Origin of the sequence: Streptomyces sp. NRRL S-31, from assembly GCF_000718775.1 — a bacterium.
In the GTDB taxonomy this organism is placed as follows: Bacteria; Actinomycetota; Actinomycetes; order Streptomycetales; family Streptomycetaceae; genus Streptomyces.
This window is the reverse complement of sequence record NZ_JOCB01000007.1, coordinates 15,946-37,261: the sequence shown is the minus strand read 5'-3', so window position 1 is coordinate 37,261 and position 21,316 is coordinate 15,946. Positions and strand designations below refer to the sequence as shown.

The window sequence follows — 21,316 nt, the reverse complement described above, 5'->3', positions numbered from 1 at the left end:
CCGTCCCCCGCGGGCGGGGTACCCCCGGCGGCCGGGATCACTCGCCCCCGGTGCCGCGCGGACGGCCGAGCGCACGGCGGCGGCGCGGCCGGGGAGCTGGTAGCTGCCGGTAGGACGCCGCCGGAACCGACCGGCGCGGAATCCGGCGCGGGCCTGGAGCCCCTGGCGGACCGCCGGCTTCCACGCCGATGTCGTCCTGTCGGCGGTGGGGCTGCTGCCGCCCGTCGCGTCCTTCGCGCACCGCGACTTCCGCGGTCACATGCTCCAGCACCTGCTCCCCGGGATGTACGCCCCGCGCGCCCTCGTGCTCGGCGCGCCGGTCACCCCCCTGCTGCGCGCCCTTCCCGCGCCCCGCGCACGCCGCCTGGCCACCGTGCTGCGCAGCGGTCCGGTCCGGCTGCCCGGGCATCCGGTGCCCGCCCTGCCGCTGCCCACCGGCACCCTCCCGGTCCTGTACTTCTCGGAGGTCAGGTACTACGGCGGCGACATCGCCGAACTGCTGCTCGCGGCGGCCCTGGTCGCCACCTGGCGCCCCGCACACCGTACGCTCGGGACCCGGCGGCCCGGCCGGTCCGGCGGGCGCGTACGCCTCGGCGGGAGGCGCGTCGCGAGGTAGTGGAATATTCAACAACTTCGCCGGGTTGAGCCCGTCGAACGAGCTCACGAGTGGAGAAGCAAGTGCAGACCACGTACCACGACCACGGGACGATCGCCGAGCGCTGGGAGCGCGCGCAGCGGTTCTTCGACGCGAAGGAGTACTCGGACGCGGCTCTGGTCCTCGCCAAGCTGGTCGAGGAGGTTCCGGAGCAGACCGGGCCCCGCCTGCTGCTGGCCCGCGCCTACTACCACTCGGCCCAGCTCCGCCGCGCCGAGGCCGAGCTGCGGATCATCGTCGAGCGCGACCCGGTGGAGCACTACGCCCGGCTGATGCTGGGCCGCACGCTGGAGCGGCAGGCCCGGCACGAGGAGGCCGCGCAGCACCTGCGGATCGCCTCGGCGCTGGCGGGTGAGTTCCCGCAGGAGTAGCCGGCGACCTTCCGCGGGGCGGTCGGGAGACTCCCCGCGGGAGTGGTGCGGCCGCTGGCCCAGGGTGCCTGTACGGGCCGGGGCCCGGCTTCCCACTGGGAAGCCGGGCCCCGGCCCGTCCCCGTTCCCGGCCCATCCCCGTTCGCGGCCGGTGTCCGATCCGGGGTGGTTCGGCGGCCGGCCCGGACGGGCGCGGGTCGGCGCCGCCGGGGCCGTCGTACACGAGCGCCGCGTGGGTCGCGTGCGCCGTGCGCGCCCCGTGCGCGCGCCAGCCATGCGTGCCGCGTGCACCGTGCGCGCGCAACCGGCTCCCCTCCCCCGCCCGGTTCCGCTCCGGACGCGGTCGGCCAGGTCACAGCGGGGTCGCCGCGTGCAGGACCAGGAACAGGGTGACGGCCGAGTTCGCCGACGACATCGCGGACACCAGCGCCCCGGCGGCGGCGCCCCACACGGCCAGGCCGACCGAGGTGAACGCCGACGGCCAGGTACGGGCCACCGGCGCGGGGGCCAGCAGCGCCGCCACCCGGCGCGGCACCGGGCCGGTCCCGGCCAGTGCGGGCAGGGTCGGCGCCGGGGTGGGCGGGGACAGCAGGGCCGCCTTGCCGATGGCGTGGGCGACCGTGCGCCGGTCGCCCACCACGCGGGCCGCCTCCTCGTCCGCCCAGCGCTCGGCGGTGTAGACGACGGCGGTGCGCAGCGGGCGCAGGAACGGGTTGGCGCGGGCGGCCAGGTGCGCGGCGAGCAGGTGGCGGTGGTGCCGGGCGCGCAGGTGGGCGCGCTCGTGCGCGAACAGGGCCCGCCGCTCGGCGGGGGCGAGACCGGCCAGCAACGCCGTGCTGACGACGATCCGGCCCCGGCCGCCGGGAAGCGCGTACGCGTACGGCGTGCTGTCGGGCAGCACCGCCACCGTCGACCCCGGCGTCCCGGCCAGGGCCCGGTGGGCGCGGCGGGTGACCCGGCGGTGGCGGGCCAGGGTCCGGGCGCAGGCGGCGGCGACCACGGCGAGCGCCGGGATGGCGGCCCGGCCGGCCACCTCGTCGTGCGGGACGGCGGCCCGCACCTCCGGGTCGGACCAGCCGTCCGGCAGCGGATTGCCGGGCAGCTGCGCGGTGCCGACCACCATGAGCAGAGCCAGGCACAGCGTGCTGCACACGGCCATGACGACGGCGACCGAGGTCAGCAGCCGGGTCGCGGTGCGCGGGTGCAGCCGGTTCTCGGCGAGCCGGGCGACCGGCCACGCGGACAGCGGGAGCACCAGCGGCAGGAAGACGAACACCCCCATGAGCGGTCAGTCTTCCGTACCGCCGGCGTCCGGGCCGGGGATGTCGAGCAGGGCCCGCAGCACTTGTTCGTCGCCGGGCGGCAGGGCGGTGACGAAGCTGGCCAGGACCGCCTCCCGGTCCCGCTCGCCGTCCAGCAGGCGGCGCATGCGCAGGGCCGCCAGCCGGGACACGTCGGCGGTCGGCGTCCACAGGAAGGACCGGCCGTGCCGTTCCCGGGAGACGACGTCCTTGGCGAGCAGCCGGGTCAGGATGGTGACGACGGTGGTGTAGGCGAGGTCACCGCCGAGGCGCTGCTGCACCCAGGCCGCGGTGACCGGGCCGTCCGCCTCGCGCAGCGCGCCGAGCACCTGGCCCTCCAGCTCGCCCTGGCCGCGCCGTCGGGCCTGCCCGCCTTCCCGCGTCATCTCCCCGACTCCCTCCGCTCGCCCACCTGCCGTCCCGGTGTCCGCGTGCCGCACACGCTACTTCACTCCGCCGACATCTCCCCAGGGCACGGGGCCCCCGCCCGCCCTTCCGCCCCTTCCGCGGGCACGGCCCCCACCGAAGACCACCCGCCCGGCCGGTGCCTGCCGTCGCGCGGCCTCCCGCCTTGCCGGGGCCCCGGGGTGTTGGCGGCTCGTGCCGCGGGCGGCGGGGGCGGGCGTGGCATGCTGACGCGATGGCACCTCCCCGTGATGACACACCGCTCGCCGAGCGGGTCGAGGAACTCCTCGCCGCCGGCGGCCCCTTGCCCATCGTCGCGGCCGGCCGGCCCGTGCTGCGGCACGCGACCGAGCCGTACGACGGCCAGCTCGGCCCCGCGCTGCTGAACCGGTTCGTCGAGGCCCTGCGCGCCACCATGCACGCGGCGCCCGGTGTGGGGTTGGCCGCGCCGCAGGTGGGAGTTCCGCTGCGGATCGCGGTCATCGAGGACCCGGCGCCGGTGCCGGAGGAGGTGGCGGTGGTCCGGGGCCGGTTCCCGCAGCCGTTCCGGGTGCTGGTCAACCCGGTGTACGAGCCGGTCGGCACCGCCCGGGCCGCGTTCTTCGAGGGCTGTCTGAGCGTGCCGGGCTGGCAGGCGGTGGTGGCGCGCCACGCCGAGGTGCGGCTGCGCGGCGAGGACCAGCACGGCCGGGCGCTGGACGAGGTGTTCACCGGCTGGCCCGCCCGGATCGTCCAGCACGAGACGGACCACCTCGACGGCACGCTCTACCTGGACCGCGCCGAGCCGCGCTCCCCTGTCGACCAACGAGGCGGTGACGGCCCTGTGGGCCCAGCCGTCGCCGGAGGCGGCGGCCCGGGCCCTCGGTTTCGAACTGCCGTAGTCCGGCGTTCAGTTGTCCCGGTACGCCTCCAGCAGCCGCAGCCAGACCTCGCTCAGCGTCGGGTACGACGGGACGGCGTGCCAGAGCCGGCCGACGGGGACGCGGCCCGCGACCGCGACGGTGGCCGAGTGGATGAGTTCGCCGACGCCGGGGCCGACGAAGGTGACCCCGCGCAGGATCTCCTCCTCCAGGTCCACGACCATGCGGGCCCGGCCCTTGTAGCCGTCGCCGTACAGGCCGGCGCCCGCCACCGAGGAGAACTCGACGTCGACGGCGCGGACCCGGTGGCCGGCCTGTTCCGCCTCGGCCAGGGAGAGGCCGACCGCGGCGGCCTCCGGGTCGGTGAAGACGACCTGGGGTACGGCGTCGTGGTCGGCGGTCGCGGCGTGCGCGCCCCAGGGTTCGTCCAGCACCGGGTCGCCGGCGGCGCGGGCGGCGATCGCGGTGCCGGCCACCCGGGCCTGGTACTTGCCCTGGTGGGTGAGGAGGGCGCGGTGGTTGACGTCGCCGACCGCGTACAGCCAGTCGGTGCCGGTGACGCGCAGGCTGTCGTCGACGTCCAGCCAGGAGCCGGGTTCCAGGCCGACGGTCTCCAGGCCGAGGTCGTCGGTGTGCGGCGCGCGTCCGGTGGCGAAGAGGATCTCGTCGGCCTCGATCCGGTCGCCGGCGGAGGTGACGGCCACCACCGTGCCGTTCTCCCGGATGACGGACTCCACGGAGGTGCCGGTGCGGATGTCGACGCCCGCCTCGCCGAGGGCCTCGGCCACCAGCTCCCCGGCGAACGGCTCCATGCGGTTCAGCAGGCCCTTGCCGCGCACCAGCAGGGTGACCCGCGAGCCGAGGGCCTGCCAGGCGGTGGCCATCTCGGTGGCGACGACTCCGCCGCCGACGACGATCAGCCGGCCGGGGGCGGCGGCGGCGCTGGTCGCCTCGCGGCTGGTCCACGGCTTGACCGCGGCGAGTCCCGGCAGGTCGGGCAGCTGGGCGCGGGTGCCGGTGGCGACGGCGACGGCGTGCCGGGCGGTGAGCGTGGTGACCGTGCCGTCGGGAGCGGTGACGGTCACCGTGCGCGGACCGGCCAGCCGGCCCTGGCCGCGGTACAGGTCGGCGCCGGTGCCCTCCAGCCAGGCGACCTGGCCGTCGTCCTTCCAGTGGGAGGTGTAGTCGTCCCGGCGGGCCAGCACGGCCGGGGTGTCGAGCGGGCCCCGGACCGCCTGGGCGAGGCCGGGCAGGCGGCGGGCGTCGGCCTGGGCGATGACCGGCCTGAGCAGGGCCTTGCTGGGCATGCAGGCCCAGTACGAGCACTCGCCGCCGAGCAGTTCGCTCTCCACGACCGCGGTGGTCAGTCCGCCCGCGCGGGTGCGGTCGGCGACGTTCTCCCCCACCGGCCCGCCCCCGATCACCACGACGTCGTAGGCGATGGATTCCGTTTCCGTCATGGGGTCAGTGTGGTGGGTGGTGTGCGCTCCGGCCACATGGGTACGCGCGCGGGACACAGGCGTGCACGGGTGGAACAGCCGCGTGGAATAGCCTGATCGGTCGCCGTGTTTGAGCCGTCGGCACACCCCACACCAGGAAGAGGGAATCACGCCATGACCACCACCGTGGAGCTGACCAAGGAGAACTTCGACGAGATGGTCTCGGAGAACGAGTTCGTTCTCATCGACTTCTGGGCGTCCTGGTGCGGGCCGTGCCGGCAGTTCGCCCCGGTCTACGAGAAGGCGGCGGAGGACAACCCGGACCTGGTGTTCGCCAAGGTGGACACCGAGGCGCAGCCGGAGCTGGCCGCGGCCTTCGGTATCTCGTCGATCCCGACGCTCATGATCGTCCGTGACCAGGTCGCGGTCTTCTCCCAGCCGGGCGCGCTGCCCGCGCCGGTCTTCGCGGACCTCATCGACCAGGCCCGCAACCTCGACATGGACGAGGTCCGCAAGAGCATCGCCGCCCAGCAGGAGCAGCCGCAGGAGTAATCACGCGGGTGATCGCGGGGGCACACCGCGCGGGGGCCGCGGCCCGGTCAGCTGGACTCGCGCCGGACCACCGAGGCCCCCAGCACGGTGTGCACCTCGGGTTCGGCCCCGGGGTCGCGCACGGCGCGGTCGACCAGTGCGGCGAGGTCGCGGCCCGAGGGCAGTTCGATGTGGACCGTGCTGAGCCGGGGCCGCAGCAGCCGGCCGAGCATCAGGTCGTCGGCCCCGATCACCGCGACGTCCTCGGGGATGCGCAGCCCCTCGTCCTGGAGGGCGCGCATCAGCAGCATCGCGTACTCGTCGTTGTAGGCGAACACCGCGTCCAGACCGGACTCGGTCCAGCGGGCGGCGAGTTCGGCGGCGGCCTCCTCGGTGGGGTCGAGCGGCAGCTCGGTGACGGTGGCGTCCGTGCCGCGCAGCGCCTGGCGGACCCCGGCCAGCCGGGGCCGCGCGTAGGCGTCGAGCCCCGGCTCCCCGGGCAGGACGACGCCGATCCGGCGGCGGCCCCGGGCGTGCAGGTGGGCACCCGCGCAGTGGCCGACGGCGTCGTGGTCCATGAGTACGGCGTGCGCCCCCTCGACGCGGTCGGGGCCGACCGTGACCACGGCCCGCGCGCCGGCCCGCCTGAGGACGGCGACGCCCTGCGGGCCGAGGCCGGCACCGGGCACCAGGACGGCGACCGGCCGTAATTCGGCCCAGGCGCGGGCGGCCTCGTCGCCCTGGAGACCGACGCTGCCGTACTGGACGACGGTGTAGTCCAGCCGGCCGAGCGCCCATTGGAGTTCGCTGAGGAACCTGCTGTAGAGCGGGCCCACCGGGATGGCGGGCGTGGGCATCAGGACCATGCGGCTGTGTCCGGCGCGCAGGCTGCGGGCGGCGGCGTGGGGCACGTACCCCAGCTCGCGGGCGGCCTCGCGCACGCGCTCGCGGGTCGCTTCGCTGATCCGCACGGCGGTGGCGTTGTTGAGGACGTAGGAGACGGTCGCGCGGGAGACTCCGGCCAGGCGGGCCACATCGGCACTCGTGGGCGTGTTCGGTATCTGCACCATGACAGACCGCATCTTGGCAGAGCGCCGGGCACCGGGAGCGGGCGGGGCGACGTGAGGGAGCCTTCGACCCCATTGCTCCTCCGACGGCTCGCACGAACACGTTCGTTCCGAACTTGTTCGTGTCGAACATGTTCGTTACCCTTTCCGCATGACCGCTGCTCCCCGCTCCCGGCGGGAACGTCCCGCCAAGCCCGCCCTGACCCGCGAGGGCATCGTCGCCGCCGCCGTCGCCGTCCTGCGCGCGGAAGGGCTGCGCAAGGTGACCATGCGCCGGCTGGCGCAGGAACTCGACACCGGCCCCGCCTCGCTCTACGTGTACGTCCGCAACACCGACGAGCTGCACGCGGCCGTCCTGGACGAACTGCTCGGCACGGTCGGCCCCGCGCCGGCCGAGGGCAGCTGGCGGGAGCGGCTGGAGCGGGTGCTCACCGCCTACACCGCCATGCTGCTGGAGCACCCGTCCCTGGCCCGCTCGGCGCTGACCGCCCGGCCGTCCGGCCCGCACTATCTGCGCCTGATCGAGACGCTGCTGGACCTGCTCCGGACCGGCGGGGTGCCGCGCGCCCAGGCGGCGTGGGGCGTGGACCTGCTGCTCCAGCACGCCACCGCGACCGCCGCCGAGCACGCCGGGGAGGAACCCACGGGTGACTGGCAGGCGGCGGCCCGGGCGCTGCGCGAGGCACCCGCCGCCACCCACCCCCGGATCGCCGCCGACGCCGGGCTGCTGCTGTCCGGCACCCCCGAGGCCCGCCTGTCGTGGGCCTTCCGGGCCCTGCTCAACGGCATCGAGCGGACCGCCGTACCGACCGAAGGCCAGGAGACCCCGTGACCACCGGCTCGCTCCCCCACCACCCCGTCGCCGTCGTCGGCGCGGGTCTCGGCGGACTCGCCCTCGCCCGGGTGCTGCACGTGCACGGCGTCGAGGCCGCGCTGTTCGACCTGGACCCGTCGCCGGACGCCCGGACCCAGGGCGGGATGCTCGACATCCACGAAGACACCGGCCAGGAGGCGCTGCGGGCCGCCGGCCTGCACGAGGAGTTCCTGGCCCGGGTGCACGCCGGCGGGCAGGCGGTACGGGTCCTCGACCTCGACGGCGCCGTCCGGTTCGCGGAGTCCGACGACGGCACCGGCGGGCGTCCCGAGACAGACCGCGGCGCCCTGCGCGAACTGCTGCTCGACGCGCTGCCCGCGGGCACGGTCCGGTGGGGCGCCAAGGTCACCGGCGCCCGCCCGCTGGACGGCGGCCGGCACCGGGTGACGCTCGCGGACGGCACCGGGTTCACCACGGACGTGCTGGTCGGCGCGGACGGCGCCTGGTCGCGGGTGCGTGCGCTGGTCTCCGCCGCCCGGCCTGCGTACACGGGCGTGTCGTTCGTGGAGGCGGACCTGACGGAGGCGGACGCCCGGCACCCGGTGAGCGCGGAGGTCGTCGGCGCCGGCATGCTCTTCGCGCTCGGCGCGGGCCGCGGGTTCCTCGGGCACCGGGAACCCGACGGCAGCCTGCACGTCTACACCGCCGTCAGCGCGCCGGAGGAGTGGCTGGACGGCATCGACTTCACCGACACGGACGCGGCGAAGGAGGCCGTGCTCAAGGAGTTCGACGGCTGGGACGCGCGGCTGCGGGCGCTGGTCGCGGACGCGGACGGGGCGCTGGTGCCGCGCCGGATCCACGCGCTGCCGGCGGGCCACCGCTGGGACCGGGTACCGGGGGTCACCCTGCTCGGGGACGCCGCCCACCTCATGTCCCCGTTCGCGGGCGAGGGCGCCAACCTGGCCCTGCTCGACGGCGCCGAGCTGGGCCTGGCGCTGGCCGCGCACCCCGGCGACACGGAGGCCGCGCTGGCGGCGTACGAGGCCCGGATGTTCCCGCGCGCCGAGGCGTCGGCGGCGGAGTCCGCGCGCGGTCAGGAGCTGCTGTTCCGCGCGGACGCGCCGCTGGGGCTGGTGCGGATGTTCACGGGGCGGGAGGACTGAAGCGGGGTGCCGGCCGCCCGGTCGGCACCGGCCCGCGTCATTCCGGGGCGGCCGTGTTGGTCACCCGGGCGACCAGGTCGAGCCAGGCGGTCGCCAGCCGTTCCATCGGCATCCCGCACTGCCGGGTCAGGTGGTGGATCAGCGCGGGGTCCAGCGAGGCCAGCAGGGTGTGGGCCAGCAGGTCGCTGTCGGCGTCCGGCACGATCTGCCGGAGCAGCATGGTCACGTGCGTCCGCAGCGATCCGGCCGCGGGGTGCGCGAACCGGCGGGTCGGCTCCGGCTGGGCGGCCAGTTGCAGGTCCAGCTGTTCGGCCGAGCGGTACAGCACCGCCACGCCGAAGGCCCGCAGCCGCTCCAGGGGCGGCGCACCGGGGCCCAGCGGCGGGGGCCCGCCCAGGAAGTCCGCCTGGAGCTGCCTCGCCGAGTGGTCGAGCAGGGCCATCAGCAGCCCGGTGCGGTCGCCGAAGCGGCGGAAGACGGTGCCCTTGCCCACCTTCGCCGCCACGGCCACCGCCTCCATGGTGACCCCGGCGACTCCGTGCTCCGCGATCAGCTTGGCGGCGGCCTCCAGCAGCCGCGCCCGGTTCCGGGCCGCGTCGGCCCGCAGTCCGGGCTCGTCGGGAGCCGTGCCGACTTCCAGGAACCGCGGGGTGTCGTAGGGCTCTTGAGGCTGGGGGAAGGGCGGCAGAGCGCTGGACATGAACACAGCGTAAAGCATCGGGAAGACAACTGGACCGCGGTCCGTTTAGGGTGATAGAAATTTAAACGGACTTAGGTCCGGATCGTGTCACCGAGTTTCAGCCCCTTGGAGTTCCCCATGTCTGTTCGCATCCTCGCGCTCGTCGGCAGCCTCCGCGCCGGTTCCCACAACCGTCAGCTCGCCGAGGCGGCCGTGAAGTTCGCGCCGGAGGGCGCCGAGGTCGAGCTGTACGAGGGCCTGGCCGACGTCCCGTTCTACAACGAGGACATCGACGTGGAGGGCAACGTCCCGGCCGCCGCGGCGAAGCTGCGCGAGGCCGCGCAGGCCGCCGACGCCTTCCTGCTCTTCTCCCCCGAGTACAACGGCACGATCCCGGCCGTCCTGAAGAACGCCATCGACTGGCTGTCCCGCCCGTACGGCGCCGGCGCCTTCGGCGGCAAGCCCGTCGCCGTGATCGGCACCGCGTTCGGCCAGTACGGCGGCGTGTGGGCCCAGGACGACACCCGCAAGGCCGTGGGCATCGCCGGCGGCAACGTGATCGAGGACATCAAGCTGTCCATCCCCGGCTCGGTGACCCGCTTCGCCGAGACCCACCCGGCCGAGGACACCGAGGTCGCCGCCCAGCTGACCGAGGTCGTGGCCCGCCTGCACGGCAACGTGGGCGCGTCTGCCTGACCGTACGTCTCCCGCAGGGGCCGAAGCCGTCACGGCTTCGGCCCCTGCCGTGTCCGCCGCACCGCCTCCCGGCACGGCACGTCGCCCTCGGGGTCCCCGGGCCGTCAGCGGGTAGACGGTGCGTGGGCGGGCGCGGCGCGCGGCCGGCCCGCCGCCGGACACGTCACGGGAGGAGAAGCCATGCCCCTGGTCCCGCCGCCGTTCGACGCGGAGCTGGCCGCCACGCTGAAGTCGTACCCGGGCGTGGTCACGCCCGGTTTCCGTCCCGCCGACATCCCCGGCGCCCGGCGCGGCGCGGCCGTCGGCGAGCTGTTCGACGTCACCCTGGGCGGCCTCTTCGAGGCGGAGGACCGTACGGTACCCGGCCCCGAGGGCTCGCCCGGTCTGCCCCTGCTCGTCTGCCGCCCGAAGTCCGCGCCCGGGTCGGCCCGGCTGCCCGTGATCTACCACGCGCACGGCGGCGGCCTGGTGGCCGGCACCAACCGGGCCGGCGTGGCCGAGCCGCTGGCCTGGGCGCGCGAGCTGGACGCGGTCGTGGTGTCGGTGGACTACCGGCTCGCGCCCGAGCACCCGCACCCGGCGCCGGTCGAGGACGTGTACGCCGGACTGCTGTGGGCCGCCGAGCACTCCCGGGAGATAGGCGGCGACCCGGACCGGATCGTGGTCACCGGCTCCAGCGCGGGCGGTGGCCTCACCGCGGCGGCCACGCTGCTGGGCCGGGACCGGCGGGGCCCCCGCGCCCTCGGACAGCTGCTGATGTCCCCGATGCTGGACGACCGCAACGACACCGTCTCCAGCCGCCAGATGGCCGGCGTCGGCGTGTGGGACCGCAGCGCCAACGAGACCGGCTGGACAGCCCTGCTCGGCGACCGGCGCGGCGGCCCCGGTGTCTCCCCGTACGCCGCACCGGCCCGCGCCACCGACCTCTCCGGCCTGCCCCCGGCGTTCCTGGACGTCGGCTCCGCGGAGACCTTCCGGGACGAGGTGGTCGGCTACGCGTCCCGCGTCTGGCAGGCCGGCGGCGTGGCCGAACTCCACGTCTGGCCGGGCGGCTGCCACGGCTTCGACGCCCTGGCCCCGGACGCGGCCCTGTCCCGCACGGCCCGCGCGGCGCGGGTGCAGTGGCTGCGGCGACTGCTGGCGGGGTGAGACCCGGCGGTACAACGGCTGCCGGCGAGGGGGCGACCCGACGGCACGGCGGCTGCCGGCGAGGGGGGCGACCCGACGGTGCGGCGGCTGCCGGCAGGCGAGACCCAGCGGTACAGCGGCTACCGGCAGGCGAGACCCAGCGATACGGCGGCTGTCGGCGAGGGGGCCGAGACCCGGCGGTGTCCGCGCCCGCCCCTCCCCCGCGAGCCGCACGCAACCGGCGCGCTCACCGCGCTGACCCGTACCGCGCTCACCCGTGCGGGCGCCGTACGACGCCCGGCCGCGCGAAACCCGCACGCCGCCTCCCCGCCGACGTTACCGTTCGGTAGACATCGTGCCCGGAGCCTCCCGGAGGTGCTCGCCCATGACGCCCGACCGTGCCGCAGGCCTGGCGGAGACCCGACGCGCCCTCGCCGCCGGGGAGACGACCTCCCGTACGCAGGTCGAGCGGGCCCTGGCCCGGATCGAGGCCGCGCAGCCCACCCTGAACGCCTTCCGGATCGTCCGCCGGGAGGCCGCCCTCGCCGAGGCCGACGCCGCCGACCGGCGGCTGGCGGCCGGAGCGCGGCTCCCGCTGCTCGGGGTGCCGGTCGCGGTGAAGGACGACATGGACGTGGCGGGCGAGCCGACGGCGTTCGGCTGCCGGGGCGACTTCCCGCCGGCGGCCGCGGACGGGGAGGCGGTACGGCGGCTGCGCGCGGCGGGCGCGGTGATCGTCGGCAAGACCAACACCTGCGAGCTGGGGCAGTGGCCGTTCACCGAGGGCCCGGCGTTCGGCGAGACCCGCAATCCGTGGCACCCCGGGCACACCCCGGGCGGGTCCTCCGGCGGTTCGGCCGCCGCCGTCGCCGCCGGGCTGGTCCCGGCCGCGCTCGGCTCCGACGGCGCAGGCTCGGTGCGCATCCCGGCCGCCTGGACCCACTTGATCGGCATCAAGCCGCAGCGCGGCCGGATCTCGACCTGGCCGCGCGGCGAGTCCTTCCACGGCATCACGGTCAACGGCACCCTCGCCCGGACGGTCGCCGACGCGGCCCTGCTGCTGGACGCGGCGAGCGGCAACCACGAGCTGGACCCGCACCGGCCGGCCGCGCTGACGGTGGCGGACGCGGTCGGCCGTGACCCGGGCCGGCTGCGCGTCGCCCTGTCCCTGAAGCCGCCCTTCACCGCCGTACCCGCCCGGCTGCACCCGGAGATCCGGGCCCGGGTCGTCGGACTCGCCGAGGAGATCGCCCGGTCGGGGCACGTCGTGGAGGAGGCCGATCCGCCGTACGGGCGGATCGGGCTGGCCTTCGTGCCCCGGGCCACCGCCGGGATCGCCGAGCGGGCCCGCGAGGCCCCCGACCCCGCGCTGCTCGACCCGCGCACCCGGGGCACGGCCCGGCTCGGCCGACTGCTCGACGGGGCCCCGCTGCGGGCGGCCCGCCGCGCGGAGGCGGTGCTGCACCGGCGGATCGGCGCGTTCTTCGGGTCCTACGACGTGATCCTCGCCCCCACGACGGCCACGCCCCCGCCCCCGGTCGGCGCCTTCGCCGGGCTCGGCGGGCTGGCCACGGAACGTGCCGTCATCGCGGCCTGTCCGTACGCCTGGCCGTGGAACGTGCTGGGCTGGCCGGGCGTGAACGTGCCCGCCGGGTTCGTCGGCGGGCTCCCGGTGGGCGCGCAGTTGCTCGGGCCGGCCGGGAGCGAGCCGCTGCTGGTGTCGCTGGCCGCGCAGTTGGAGGCGGGGCTGCGCTGGCACGAGCGGTGGCCGCCGCGGCAGGCGGACGCCGACCGCACGGCCGTGTGACGCCGCCGCGCCCGTCCCCGGTGGCCAGGGTCCCCCGTCGGTCGGGACGCCATGGGATCACACCGTGGACAAGGCGATGCCCAGGGCGATCAGGGTGCCGGCCTTGAGGACCTCCAGCGCCACGTACCACGGGGTGGCGCGGCGCACCCGGTACCTTTTCCACGAGTCCTGCGTGGACCAATCGTGGAGTGAGTGGGTGGAGAGTTGAGCGGGGAACGCCCGGACCGAGGGGAAGACCGGATGGCGACCTCGTCCGCGCCCGGCACCGGACCGGCCGCCCGTCCGGCGACGGGGCCGCGCGTCCTGTGCGAGACCCGGGCGCTGGCGGCGGCCCCGCCGGTACCGGCGGGGGGGCTGTGGAAACTGGCCGAGGAGGGGCGGCAGCTCGACGCGAACGTGGTCCGGCTGGCCCCGGGCGCCCGGATCGCGGCCCACACGGAGGACCGGCTGGACGTGCTGGTCCTGGTCGTCGCCGGGGACGGCGTGCTCGGCGACGGCACCCCGGACACGGCCCGCCCGCTCACCGAGGGCTCCTTGGCCTGGCTGCCGCACGGCGCCGCCCGCGCCATCACCGCCGGCGAGGCCGGGCTGACGTACCTCACCGTGCACGACCGGCGCCCCGGCATGCGGATCGGCACCCGCCCCGACGCCTGAACGGCCCCCACGTCGACGCCTGAACGGCTCCGCCCGCGGCGGCCGAACGACCCTGCTCGCGGCCCCCGGACGACCGACCCCGCGACCGCCGAACGACCGGCCCCGCGACCGCCGGACGGCCCGCTCCCGGCTCCGCGTCGGCGCAACGCCCGGCTCGCGGAGGCGGGTTGGACAGGCGGGTTGGACCAGCCCGGCGGGAGCTGTTCGCGGGGCGGGCGGGAGTGCGACGCCAGGGCCTGGCTAGGGTGCCCGTGTGAGTACGTACACCGAAGAGAACGTCCCCGGCCGCCACGGCCCGCACGCCACCACCGAGGCCGACCCGCGCGAGGTCGGCCGGGTGCGCACCGAGTACTCCCCGGCGCACGACGGCGACCCGGACCCCGGGGAGGTCGTGTGGACCTGGGTGCCGTTCGAGGAGAACGACGGCCGGGGCAAGGACCGTCCGGTGCTGGTCGTGGCCCGGGAGGCGGGCGGCACCTTCCTCGCCGTCCAGCTCTCCAGCAAGCGGCACGCGGGCGACCGCGACTGGGTGGCGATCGGCAGCGGGCCGTGGGACCGCTCGGGCCGTGACTCCTGGGTGGACGTCGACCGGGTGCTGCGGCTGCACGAGCGGGGCATGCGCCGGGAGGCGTGCGCGCTGGACCGGATGCGGTTCGACCTGGTCCGGCGGCGGCTGCACGAACGCTACGGCTGGACCTGACCGGCCGGTGCCGGGCCGCCGCCCCGGGACTCCGGGAACGCCCGCGCGAACGCCTCCCGCACCGCGCCTCCCGGGGTCCGGTCCAGCACCCCGAACACCACGCGCTCGAAGTGGCCGGCGAACCGGCCGCCCGGCCCCAGCGACGCGCGGAAGGCTCCCGCGACCACCGCCGGGTCGTTCCGGAAGACGCCACAGCCCCAGGCGCCGAGCACCAGCCGCCGGTAGCCGTGGGCCGCGGCCGTCTCCAGCACGCGTTCCGCCCGCACCGCGAGGGCGCCGGGCAGTTCGGCGGCGCGCTCGGGCGCCGCGCGCCGGATCACGCCCGCGTTGGGGGCCGCGGCCGTCAGGAAACCCGCGTGGAACGGCTCGGCCAGCAGCCGGCCCCGGTCGTCGCGGAAGACGGGGACGCCCGGTGAGTGGATCACCCGGTCGGTGTAGAACGGGTCGCGGTCGGCGCGGTGGTGGTCGTAGAAGGCACGGGCCGTCAGCAGGCAGGTGTGCAGCGCGGAGGCGCGGCACAGGGCCTCCTCCTGGGCCTGCGCGCCGTTGAGGTAGCCGCCGCCCGGGTTGCGGGCCGAGGCGAAGTTCAGTACGGCGACGGGGGCGGCGGCCAGCCGGCGGGCCGCCTCCAGACTGCTCTCCCCGGTGACCTCGAAGAGCGTGCCGCCGCCGTCGGCCCGCGGGAGCGTGCCGCCCGCGACCGCCGCCGGTCCCGGCACCGGGGCGGGGCCGAACATCCGGGTACCGGCCCGCGCGGCGCCGACCGCTTCGGCGATCGGCACCTCCCGGCCGTCCGGCGCCCGGTAGCGGCCCGCGGCCACGATCGCCTCGGTCTCCGCGGCGATCGCGCGCAGGCGCGCGCTCATGGCGCCACCCCCGTGGACGCCATGGTCACGCCCGGCATGGTCTCCCCCGTCGTGCTCATGCACGCATCCTGGGTGATGCTGGTGGTGCGCCGCAACGAGGTTTCCCCCGCCCGGTACGGCCGGGAGCGGGCAGGGGAGGCGGAAGCGGCGGGTCCGGGTCGGCCGGGTCCGCACCCTTGTGCGCGACCTCCGAAGGGTCTTGGCTGGGACACGGGCCTGCCCGGCCGCGTCCCGGGTAGGCGGCATGGTGGAACCTCAGGAGGATCCCGACATGTCCGATGCACAGAGCGACGGCGGCGACTGTACGGACCACCGCACCGCCGTCACCGAGGCCGAGGTGGAGGCACTCGTCCGGGGCATCTGCTTCAAGACCGGACCGCCCCGCACCCTCGGTGTCGAGCTGGAGTGGCTCGTCCACCCGCTGGACCAGTCGCAACCCCCCGTCACCCCCGAACGGCTCGAAGCGGCCTACGCCACGTTGCGGGCCGTACCCCTGGGCTCGGCGCTCACCGTCGAACCCGGCGGCCAGCTGGAACTCAGCTCGCCGCCCGCCGCCTCCCTGATGGAGTGCGTCACCACCGTCTCCGCCGATCTGGACGCCGTCCGGGCCGTCCTGGCGGAGCAGGGCCTCACCCTCGCCGGCATCGGCCACGACCCCTGGCACACGCCCCGCAGGTTCCTGCACGAGCCGCGGTACGACGCCATGGAGGCATGCCTGGACCGCACCGGCCCGGCCGGCCGGTACATGATGTGCACCTCCGCCTCCGTCCAGGTGTGCGTGGACGCCGGTCACGAGGAGCCCGGTCCGCTGGGGCACGTCCGGCGCTGGTGGCTGGCACACCAGCTGGGCGCGGTCCTGGTGGCCGCGTTCGCCCACTCGCCCCTGCTCGGCCGGCGGCCCACGGGCTGGCGGTCCACCCGCCAGCTGATGTGGATGGAGATAGGTGCCGGCCGGGCCGGCGGACCCCCGCTGGACGCCGAGCCGCGCGCCGCCTGGGCCCGGCACGTGCTGGACTCGCCGGTGATGTGCGTCCGCCGGGACAGCGGCCCCTGGGAGGTGCCCGACGGACTCACCTTCCGCGAGTGGACCCGCTCCCGGTCACCCCGGCCGCCCACCCGGGAGGATCTCGACTACCACCTGACCACCCTGTTCCCGCCGGTCCGGCCGCGCGGCCACCTGGAGCTGCGGATGATCGACGCGCAGCCCGGCGAGGACGGCTGGATCGTCCCGCTCGCGGTGACGGCGGCGCTCTTCGACGACCCGGGGGCCGCCGAGACGGCCTACCGGATCGTGAAACCGCTCGCCGAGCGGGCCGGGAACCTGCCCGCCCCGCACAACCCGCTGTGGGCCGACGCGGCCCGGCACGGTCTCGCCGACCCGGAACTGCGCGAGGCCGCCGACGGCTGCTTCGCGGCGGCCGTGGAGGCGCTGCCGCGGCTCGGCGCCACCGCGCGGGTCACCGACGCCGTGGCCGCCTACCGGGACCGCCACGTGGCCCGGGGCCGCACACCGGCCGACGACCTGCTGGACCGGCACGGCGCCACGGACCCGCACCGGTCCCCGCCCGGCCCGGCCGGGGGGACGCCCACCGCCCAGGGGAGGAAGGACATCCGCACATGACCGCCCCGGAGACCGGCACCACGACCGCCGGAACGGACCCCGAGGCCCTGCGCGAGCGCGCGCTGGCCTCCCTTGCCACCGCCCGGGCCCGCACCACGCTGCTGACCACCTGTGTCGGGGAACCGGACCTCACCGCCCAGCACTCCCCGCTGATGTCCCCCCTCGTGTGGGACCTGGCGCACATCGGCAACCAGGAGGAACTCTGGCTGCTGCGCGCGGTCGGCGGCCGGGCGGCGATACGGCCCGAGATAGACGGCCTCTACGACGCCTTCGAGCACCCGCGGGCCGAACGCCCCTCGCTGCCGCTGCTGCCGCCCGCCGAGGCCCGGCGGTACGCGGCCGAGGTGCGCGGCCGGGCGCTGGACGTGCTGGAGGCAGCCGACTTCCACGGCAGCCGGCTCACCGAGGCCGGCTTCGCCTTCGGCATGATCGCCCAGCACGAACAGCAGCACGACGAGACCATGCTGATCACCCATCAGCTCCGCGCGGGCCCGCCCGCGCTGACCGCGCCGGATCCGGAGCCGGTCCCGCTGTTCACCGGCCCGGCCGAAGTCCTCGTACCCGGCGGCCCGTTCACGATGGGCACCTCCGACGAGCCGTGGGCGCTGGACAACGAACGCCCGGCACACCCGCGGCAGGTGGAGCCGTTCTGGATCGACACCACCCCGGTGACGAACGCGGCGTACCAGGAGTTCATCGAGGACGGCGGCTACGACACCGAACGCTGGTGGGCGCCGGAGGGCTGGGCGCACATCCGGCGGCACGCCGTGTCGGCTCCGCTGTTCTGGCGGCGGGACGGCACCCGGTGGCTCCGGCGCCGGTTCGGCACCACGGAAGCGGTGCCGCCGGACGAGCCGGTGCTGCACGTGTGCTGGTACGAGGCGGACGCCTACGCCCGTTGGGCCGGGCGGCGGCTGCCCACCGAGGCGGAGTGGGAGAAGGCGGCCCGCTTCGACCCGGTCACCGGCCGCTCCCGGCGCTACCCGTGGGGCGACGACGACCCGGCGGCCGGGCACGCCAACCTCGGCCAGCGGCACCTGCGGCCCGCCCCCGCCGGCGGCTACCCGGCCGGTGAGTCCCCGCTGGGCGTACGGCAGTTGATCGGCGACGTGTGGGAGTGGACGGCGAGCGACTTCCTGCCGTACCCGGGCTTCCGGGCCTTCCCGTACCGGGAGTACTCGGAGGTGTTCTTCGGTTCCGGGCACAAGGTGCTGCGCGGCGGCTCGTTCGCCGTGGACCCGGTGGCCTGCCGGGGCACGTTCCGCAACTGGGACTACCCGGTCCGGCGGCAGATCTTCTCCGGGTTCCGCACCGCCCGCTCGGAGGACGTCTGATGTGCCGTCACCTGGCCTACCTGGGCCCGGAGGAGCCGCTCGGCCGGCTCCTCGCGGAGCCCCCGCACAGTCTGCTCCGCCAGTCGTGGGCGCCGCGCCGGCAGCGGCACGGGACGGTCAACGCCGACGGTTTCGGGATCGGCTGGTACGCGCCCGGCGATCCGGTGCCGGCCCGCTACCGGCGGGCCGGGCCGATCTGGGCCGACCTGTCCTTCGCCGACCTGGCGCGGGTGGTGCGCTCGGGCGCGGTGCTCGCCGCGGTCCGGGACGCGACCCTCGCGGGGGCCGACGCCGAGGCCGCGGCGGCGCCGTTCGCCTCGGGGCGCTGGCTGTTCAGCCACAACGGCGTGATCGCGGGCTGGCCGGACGCGGCGGCGCCCCTGCTGCCGGCGCTGCCCCCGGTCGAGCTGCTGTCGCTCCAGGCCCGCACCGACTCGGCGTTCGTCTGGGCACTGGTCCTGGACCGGCTGCGGTCGGGCGAGGCGCCGGAGCGGGCCCTGGGCGAGCCGGTGCGCCTGCTCGCCCGGGCGGCCCCCGCCTCCCGCCTCAACCTCCTGCTGACCGACGGGGACACGATCGCCGCCACCGCCTGGGGTGACTCCCTGTGGTACCGCACGGAGCCCGGCCGGTGCACGGTCGTGGCCTCCGAGCCGTACGACGACGACCCGCTCTGGCGGGAGGTGCCCGACCGCACCGTGCTCACCGCGAGCCGCGCCGGCGTGCTGCTCGCCCCACTGGAGCATCCGGCGGCCTCCCCCACGCCCGACTCCGCTCGAGCGGGGGCGCCCCCCTCACCGAAGGAGCCCTGCCGTTGAGTCCCCTGCACGTCACCCGCACCCTCGCCGAGGACGCGACGGACGCCGCGCTGCGCGCCGACGTCCTCGGCGGCCTCACCGCCGCGCCGAAGTGGCTGCCGCCCAAGTGGTTCTACGACGCCCGGGGCAGCGAGCTGTTCGAGCGGATCACCGAGCTGCCCGAGTACTACCCCACCCGCGCCGAGCGGGAGATCCTGGCCACCCGGTCCGGTGAGATCGCCGCCGCGAGCGGTGCCCGCACCCTGGTCGAACTGGGCTCGGGCTCCTCGGAGAAGACCCGCCACCTGCTGGAGGCGCTCACTCCGCTGACCGCCTACGTCCCGGTGGACGTCAGCGAGAGCGCCCTCACCCGGGCCGGGCGGGCCCTCGTCGCCGAGCGGCCCGATCTGGAGGTGCACGCGCTGATCGCCGATTTCACCGCGCCCCTGGCCCTGCCCGCCACCCCCGGGCCCCGGCTGCTGGCGTTCCTCGGCGGCACGATCGGCAATCTGCTGCCCGTCGAACGCGCCGCGTTCCTGGCCTCCGTGCGCTCGCTGCTCTCCCCCGGCGACGGGTTCCTGCTCGGCACGGACCTGGTCAAGGACGAGCGGGTACTGGTCCGGGCGTACGACGACGCGGCCGGGGTGACGGCCGCGTTCAACAAGAACGTGCTGAACGTGCTCGACCGCGAACTCGGCGCCGACTTCGACCCGGAGGCGTTCGACCACGTGGCCCTCTGGGACGCCGGGCGGGAGTGGATCGAGATGCGGCTGCGCTCCCGTACCGACCAGACCGTGAAGGTGCCCGCGCTGGACCTAGCCGTCGACTTCGCGGCCGGCGAGACACTGCGCACGGAGGTGTCGGCGAAGTTCCGGAAGGAGGGGGTGAGCGCGGAACTGGCCGCCGCCGGGCTGGAGCTGACCCACTGGTGGACCGACGCGCAGGACCGCTTCGCGCTGTCGTTGAGCGTGCCGCGGTGAGCCGGGCGGCGGCTCAGCCGCCGAGCGGGGCGAGCGCCTCGCTGATCTCGCGCGAGGCGCGGCGGGCCTCGGTCGCCGGGTCCGCGCCCTGGAGCACCCGGGTCATGTACTCCTTGATCGGGTTGTCGGCCTCGACGTCGGCCCACTGAGGGGTGTTGGGGGTCGCCCGGCCGTGCGCCGCGCCCGCGGCCATGGCGGCGACTCCCTCCTCGCTCGCGACCGCGTCGGCCAGCGTGGTCTTGTTCGGCACGTAGTTCATGGTGCGGGCCAGTTCGGTGTCCCACTTGGCGCCGGTGAGCGCAGCGACGACGGAGGTCGCGGCGAACTGGTCGTCGGTGTTCTGCGGGACGACCAGGTCGGAGCCGCCGGTGAAGACGGTGCCGGGCCGCCCGGCGGTGCGTCCGGGCACCGGGAAGAAGCCGATGTCGCCCTTCAGCCCCGGGTTCTGCTCCAGGATCTGCTGGGCGAGCCCGGGCAGGGCGACGATCTGGGCGACCTTGCCGCCGGCGAACACCCCGGCCTGGGGCGGGTGTTCCTCGTCGGCGTCGACGGGTCCCTCGCCGAGCGCCTGGAGCCGCCGGTAGAAGTCCATGCCGCGCAGCGCGGCCGGGGAGTCCAGGGTGCCCCGCCACTCGTGGTCCTTCTCCTCGGCGAGGTCGCCGCCCTCGTCCCAGATGAAGCCGGACAGGGTGTACCAGTCCTGTCCCGCGAGGTAGATGCCCTGGTTGCCGGCGGTGTCGAGCCGCTGGGTGGCGGCGAGCCACTCGTCGCGGGTCTTCGGCGGTTCGGTGATGCCGGCCTGCTCGAACAGGTCCTTGCGGTAGATGACGACCCGGCTGGCCGCGTACCAGGGCACGCCGTACTGCTTGTTGCCGTCCTTGCCCGGCTGGGCGAGACCGGGCAGCCACTTGTCCTTGCCCCAGTCCCGCATCGACTCCAGGGTGAGGTCCGCGAGCCGGCCGCCGTCGGCGTACAGCGGCACCTGGGTGTTGCCGACCTCGATGACGTCCGGGCCGTCTCCGGAGGGCGCCTTGAGGGCGGCGCGGACCTTCTCCACGATGCCGGTCCACTCCTGGATGCGGATGTCCAGGCGCACGTCGTCGTGGGTCTTCTCGTAGTCCTCGGTGAACCGCTCCAGGAACTCCTCGGAGGCGCTGTCCTTCATCAGCCACACGGTGACGGTCTTGCGCTCGTGGTCGCCGGGGAGCATCCCGCAGGCGCTGACGAGGGAGCCGGTGACACAGATGAGGGCGAGCAGACGACGTCTCACGAGGGGTCCTGTTCTGTCTGGCGAGGGTGCTGGCACAGGGGTGGGGCCCGGCGTGGGGGGACGGGCGCACGGCCCGTACGGGTGGGCTGGATTCTGGTATGGACCAATGCGGAGGTCAAGCGCTACCGGGTGGTACGCCGGTGAGCGCCCTCGGTGACGGTCCGTCACGCCGTGCGGGCGG

At 75.8% G+C, this 21,316-nt stretch carries 21 protein-coding genes and 1 pseudogene; 15 read left to right on the top strand and 7 right to left on the bottom strand.

All coding sequences use genetic code 11. The features are described from left to right. Nucleotides 1–103 precede the first annotated feature (103 nt). Both IF37_RS0104675 and IF37_RS0104670 read left to right on the top strand, forming a co-directional pair. The gene (locus tag IF37_RS0104675; RefSeq protein ID WP_079165549.1) at nt 104–616 is read left to right on the top strand and encodes a cytochrome c oxidase assembly protein; all 513 of its coding nucleotides are present in this window, start codon (nt 104–106) and stop codon (nt 614–616) included. Between the two features lie 62 nt (nt 617–678). Next, on the top strand, nt 679–1,026 hold the full coding sequence (locus IF37_RS0104670) for a tetratricopeptide repeat protein (RefSeq protein WP_030736576.1): 348 nt from the start codon (nt 679–681) through the stop codon (nt 1,024–1,026). A 352-nt stretch (nt 1,027–1,378) separates the two neighbouring features. Here IF37_RS0104670 and IF37_RS0104665 read toward each other — a convergent pair whose 3' ends face one another. Further along, on the bottom strand, nt 1,379–2,308 hold the full coding sequence (locus tag IF37_RS0104665) for a M56 family metallopeptidase (RefSeq protein ID WP_030736573.1): 930 nt from the start codon (nt 2,306–2,308) through the stop codon (nt 1,379–1,381). 6 nt (nt 2,309–2,314) lie between these two features. Next, the gene (locus tag IF37_RS0104660) at nt 2,315–2,713 is read right to left on the bottom strand and encodes a BlaI/MecI/CopY family transcriptional regulator (protein WP_030736570.1); all 399 of its coding nucleotides are present in this window, start codon (nt 2,711–2,713) and stop codon (nt 2,315–2,317) included. A gap of 254 nt (nt 2,714–2,967) precedes the next feature. Between IF37_RS0104660 and IF37_RS41555 the strand changes: the two are divergent. Continuing rightward, nucleotides 2,968–3,613, top strand: a pseudogene (locus tag IF37_RS41555) (peptide deformylase). An 8-nt stretch (nt 3,614–3,621) separates the two neighbouring features. Here the strand turns inward: IF37_RS41555 and IF37_RS0104650 are convergent. Continuing rightward, nucleotides 3,622–5,052 (bottom strand): NAD(P)/FAD-dependent oxidoreductase, encoded by a 1,431-nt coding sequence (locus IF37_RS0104650; protein WP_030736564.1) that lies wholly within the window; start codon nt 5,050–5,052, stop codon nt 3,622–3,624. Nucleotides 5,053–5,205: 153 nt separating this feature from the next. On the opposite strand from IF37_RS0104650, the gene trxA reads away from it, so the two are divergent. Then, nucleotides 5,206–5,583 carry a thioredoxin gene (trxA, locus tag IF37_RS0104645; protein ID WP_030736561.1) on the top strand — a complete coding sequence of 126 codons (378 nt, stop codon included), beginning with the start codon at nt 5,206–5,208 and terminating at the stop codon, nt 5,581–5,583. Between the two features lie 47 nt (nt 5,584–5,630). Here the strand turns inward: trxA and IF37_RS0104640 are convergent, their stop codons facing one another. Beyond that, nucleotides 5,631–6,644: a LacI family DNA-binding transcriptional regulator gene (locus IF37_RS0104640; protein ID WP_030736558.1), complete on the bottom strand. Its 1,014-nt coding sequence runs from the start codon at nt 6,642–6,644 to the stop codon at nt 5,631–5,633. 136 nt (nt 6,645–6,780) lie between these two features. On the opposite strand from IF37_RS0104640, the gene IF37_RS0104635 reads away from it, so the two are divergent. Then, the gene (locus IF37_RS0104635; protein ID WP_030736555.1) at nt 6,781–7,461 is read left to right on the top strand and encodes a TetR/AcrR family transcriptional regulator; all 681 of its coding nucleotides are present in this window, start codon (nt 6,781–6,783) and stop codon (nt 7,459–7,461) included. Next, nucleotides 7,458–8,606: an NAD(P)/FAD-dependent oxidoreductase gene (locus IF37_RS0104630; RefSeq protein WP_030736552.1), complete on the top strand. Its 1,149-nt coding sequence runs from the start codon at nt 7,458–7,460 to the stop codon at nt 8,604–8,606. The genes IF37_RS0104635 and IF37_RS0104630 overlap by 4 nt, the downstream gene beginning before the upstream one ends. A gap of 37 nt (nt 8,607–8,643) precedes the next feature. Here IF37_RS0104630 and IF37_RS0104625 read toward each other — a convergent pair whose 3' ends face one another. Next, nucleotides 8,644–9,324, bottom strand: a complete 681-nt coding sequence (locus IF37_RS0104625; RefSeq protein ID WP_030736548.1) for a TetR/AcrR family transcriptional regulator — start codon at nt 9,322–9,324, stop codon at nt 8,644–8,646. A gap of 99 nt (nt 9,325–9,423) precedes the next feature. Here IF37_RS0104625 and IF37_RS0104620 point away from each other — a divergent pair, with 99 nt between their 5' ends. The 5 genes from IF37_RS0104620 to IF37_RS0104595 all read left to right on the top strand — a co-directional run bounded on the left by IF37_RS0104620 (nt 9,424) and on the right by IF37_RS0104595 (nt 14,270). Next, a complete protein-coding gene (locus IF37_RS0104620; RefSeq protein WP_030736545.1) occupies nt 9,424–9,981 on the top strand; it encodes an NAD(P)H-dependent oxidoreductase in 558 nt (185 codons plus the stop codon). 180 nt (nt 9,982–10,161) lie between these two features. Then, on the top strand, nt 10,162–11,130 hold the full coding sequence (locus IF37_RS0104615) for an alpha/beta hydrolase (protein WP_030736542.1): 969 nt from the start codon (nt 10,162–10,164) through the stop codon (nt 11,128–11,130). Between the two features lie 364 nt (nt 11,131–11,494). Further along, nucleotides 11,495–12,916: an amidase gene (locus tag IF37_RS0104610; RefSeq protein WP_030736538.1), complete on the top strand. Its 1,422-nt coding sequence runs from the start codon at nt 11,495–11,497 to the stop codon at nt 12,914–12,916. 240 nt (nt 12,917–13,156) lie between these two features. Then, nucleotides 13,157–13,570 (top strand): cupin domain-containing protein, encoded by a 414-nt coding sequence (locus tag IF37_RS0104600; protein WP_030736535.1) that lies wholly within the window; start codon nt 13,157–13,159, stop codon nt 13,568–13,570. Nucleotides 13,571–13,823: 253 nt separating this feature from the next. Continuing rightward, a complete protein-coding gene (locus IF37_RS0104595) occupies nt 13,824–14,270 on the top strand; it encodes a type II toxin-antitoxin system PemK/MazF family toxin (protein WP_030736532.1) in 447 nt (148 codons plus the stop codon). On the opposite strand, the gene IF37_RS0104590 is transcribed toward IF37_RS0104595, so the two are convergent. Further along, nucleotides 14,255–15,136, bottom strand: coding sequence for a TIGR02452 family protein (locus IF37_RS0104590; RefSeq protein WP_030736529.1), 882 nt, complete (start codon nt 15,134–15,136; stop codon nt 14,255–14,257). The two genes, IF37_RS0104595 and IF37_RS0104590, sit on opposite strands and share 16 nt — an antisense overlap. A 271-nt stretch (nt 15,137–15,407) precedes the next feature. Here IF37_RS0104590 and egtA point away from each other — a divergent pair, with 271 nt between their 5' ends. The 4 genes from egtA to egtD are packed head-to-tail and all read left to right on the top strand — an operon-like array spanning nt 15,408 to nt 19,865. Next, nucleotides 15,408–16,757 carry an ergothioneine biosynthesis glutamate--cysteine ligase EgtA gene (gene egtA / locus IF37_RS0104580; RefSeq protein WP_030736525.1) on the top strand — a complete coding sequence of 450 codons (1,350 nt, stop codon included), beginning with the start codon at nt 15,408–15,410 and terminating at the stop codon, nt 16,755–16,757. Continuing rightward, the gene (egtB, locus tag IF37_RS0104575) at nt 16,754–18,091 is read left to right on the top strand and encodes an ergothioneine biosynthesis protein EgtB (RefSeq protein ID WP_030736521.1); all 1,338 of its coding nucleotides are present in this window, start codon (nt 16,754–16,756) and stop codon (nt 18,089–18,091) included. Before egtA ends, egtB begins: the two co-directional genes overlap by 4 nt. Continuing rightward, nucleotides 18,091–18,906 (top strand): ergothioneine biosynthesis protein EgtC, encoded by an 816-nt coding sequence (egtC, locus tag IF37_RS0104570; RefSeq protein WP_030736518.1) that lies wholly within the window; start codon nt 18,091–18,093, stop codon nt 18,904–18,906. Before egtB ends, egtC begins: the two co-directional genes overlap by 1 nt. Continuing rightward, nucleotides 18,903–19,865, top strand: a complete 963-nt coding sequence (gene egtD / locus IF37_RS0104565; RefSeq protein ID WP_030736516.1) for an L-histidine N(alpha)-methyltransferase — start codon at nt 18,903–18,905, stop codon at nt 19,863–19,865. Before egtC ends, egtD begins: the two co-directional genes overlap by 4 nt. Before the next feature lie 13 nt (nt 19,866–19,878). On the opposite strand, the gene IF37_RS0104560 is transcribed toward egtD, so the two are convergent. Then, complete coding sequence (locus IF37_RS0104560; protein WP_030736513.1) at nt 19,879–21,135, bottom strand: extracellular solute-binding protein; 1,257 nt, start codon at nt 21,133–21,135, stop codon at nt 19,879–19,881. Nucleotides 21,136–21,316: the final 181 nt, after the last annotated feature.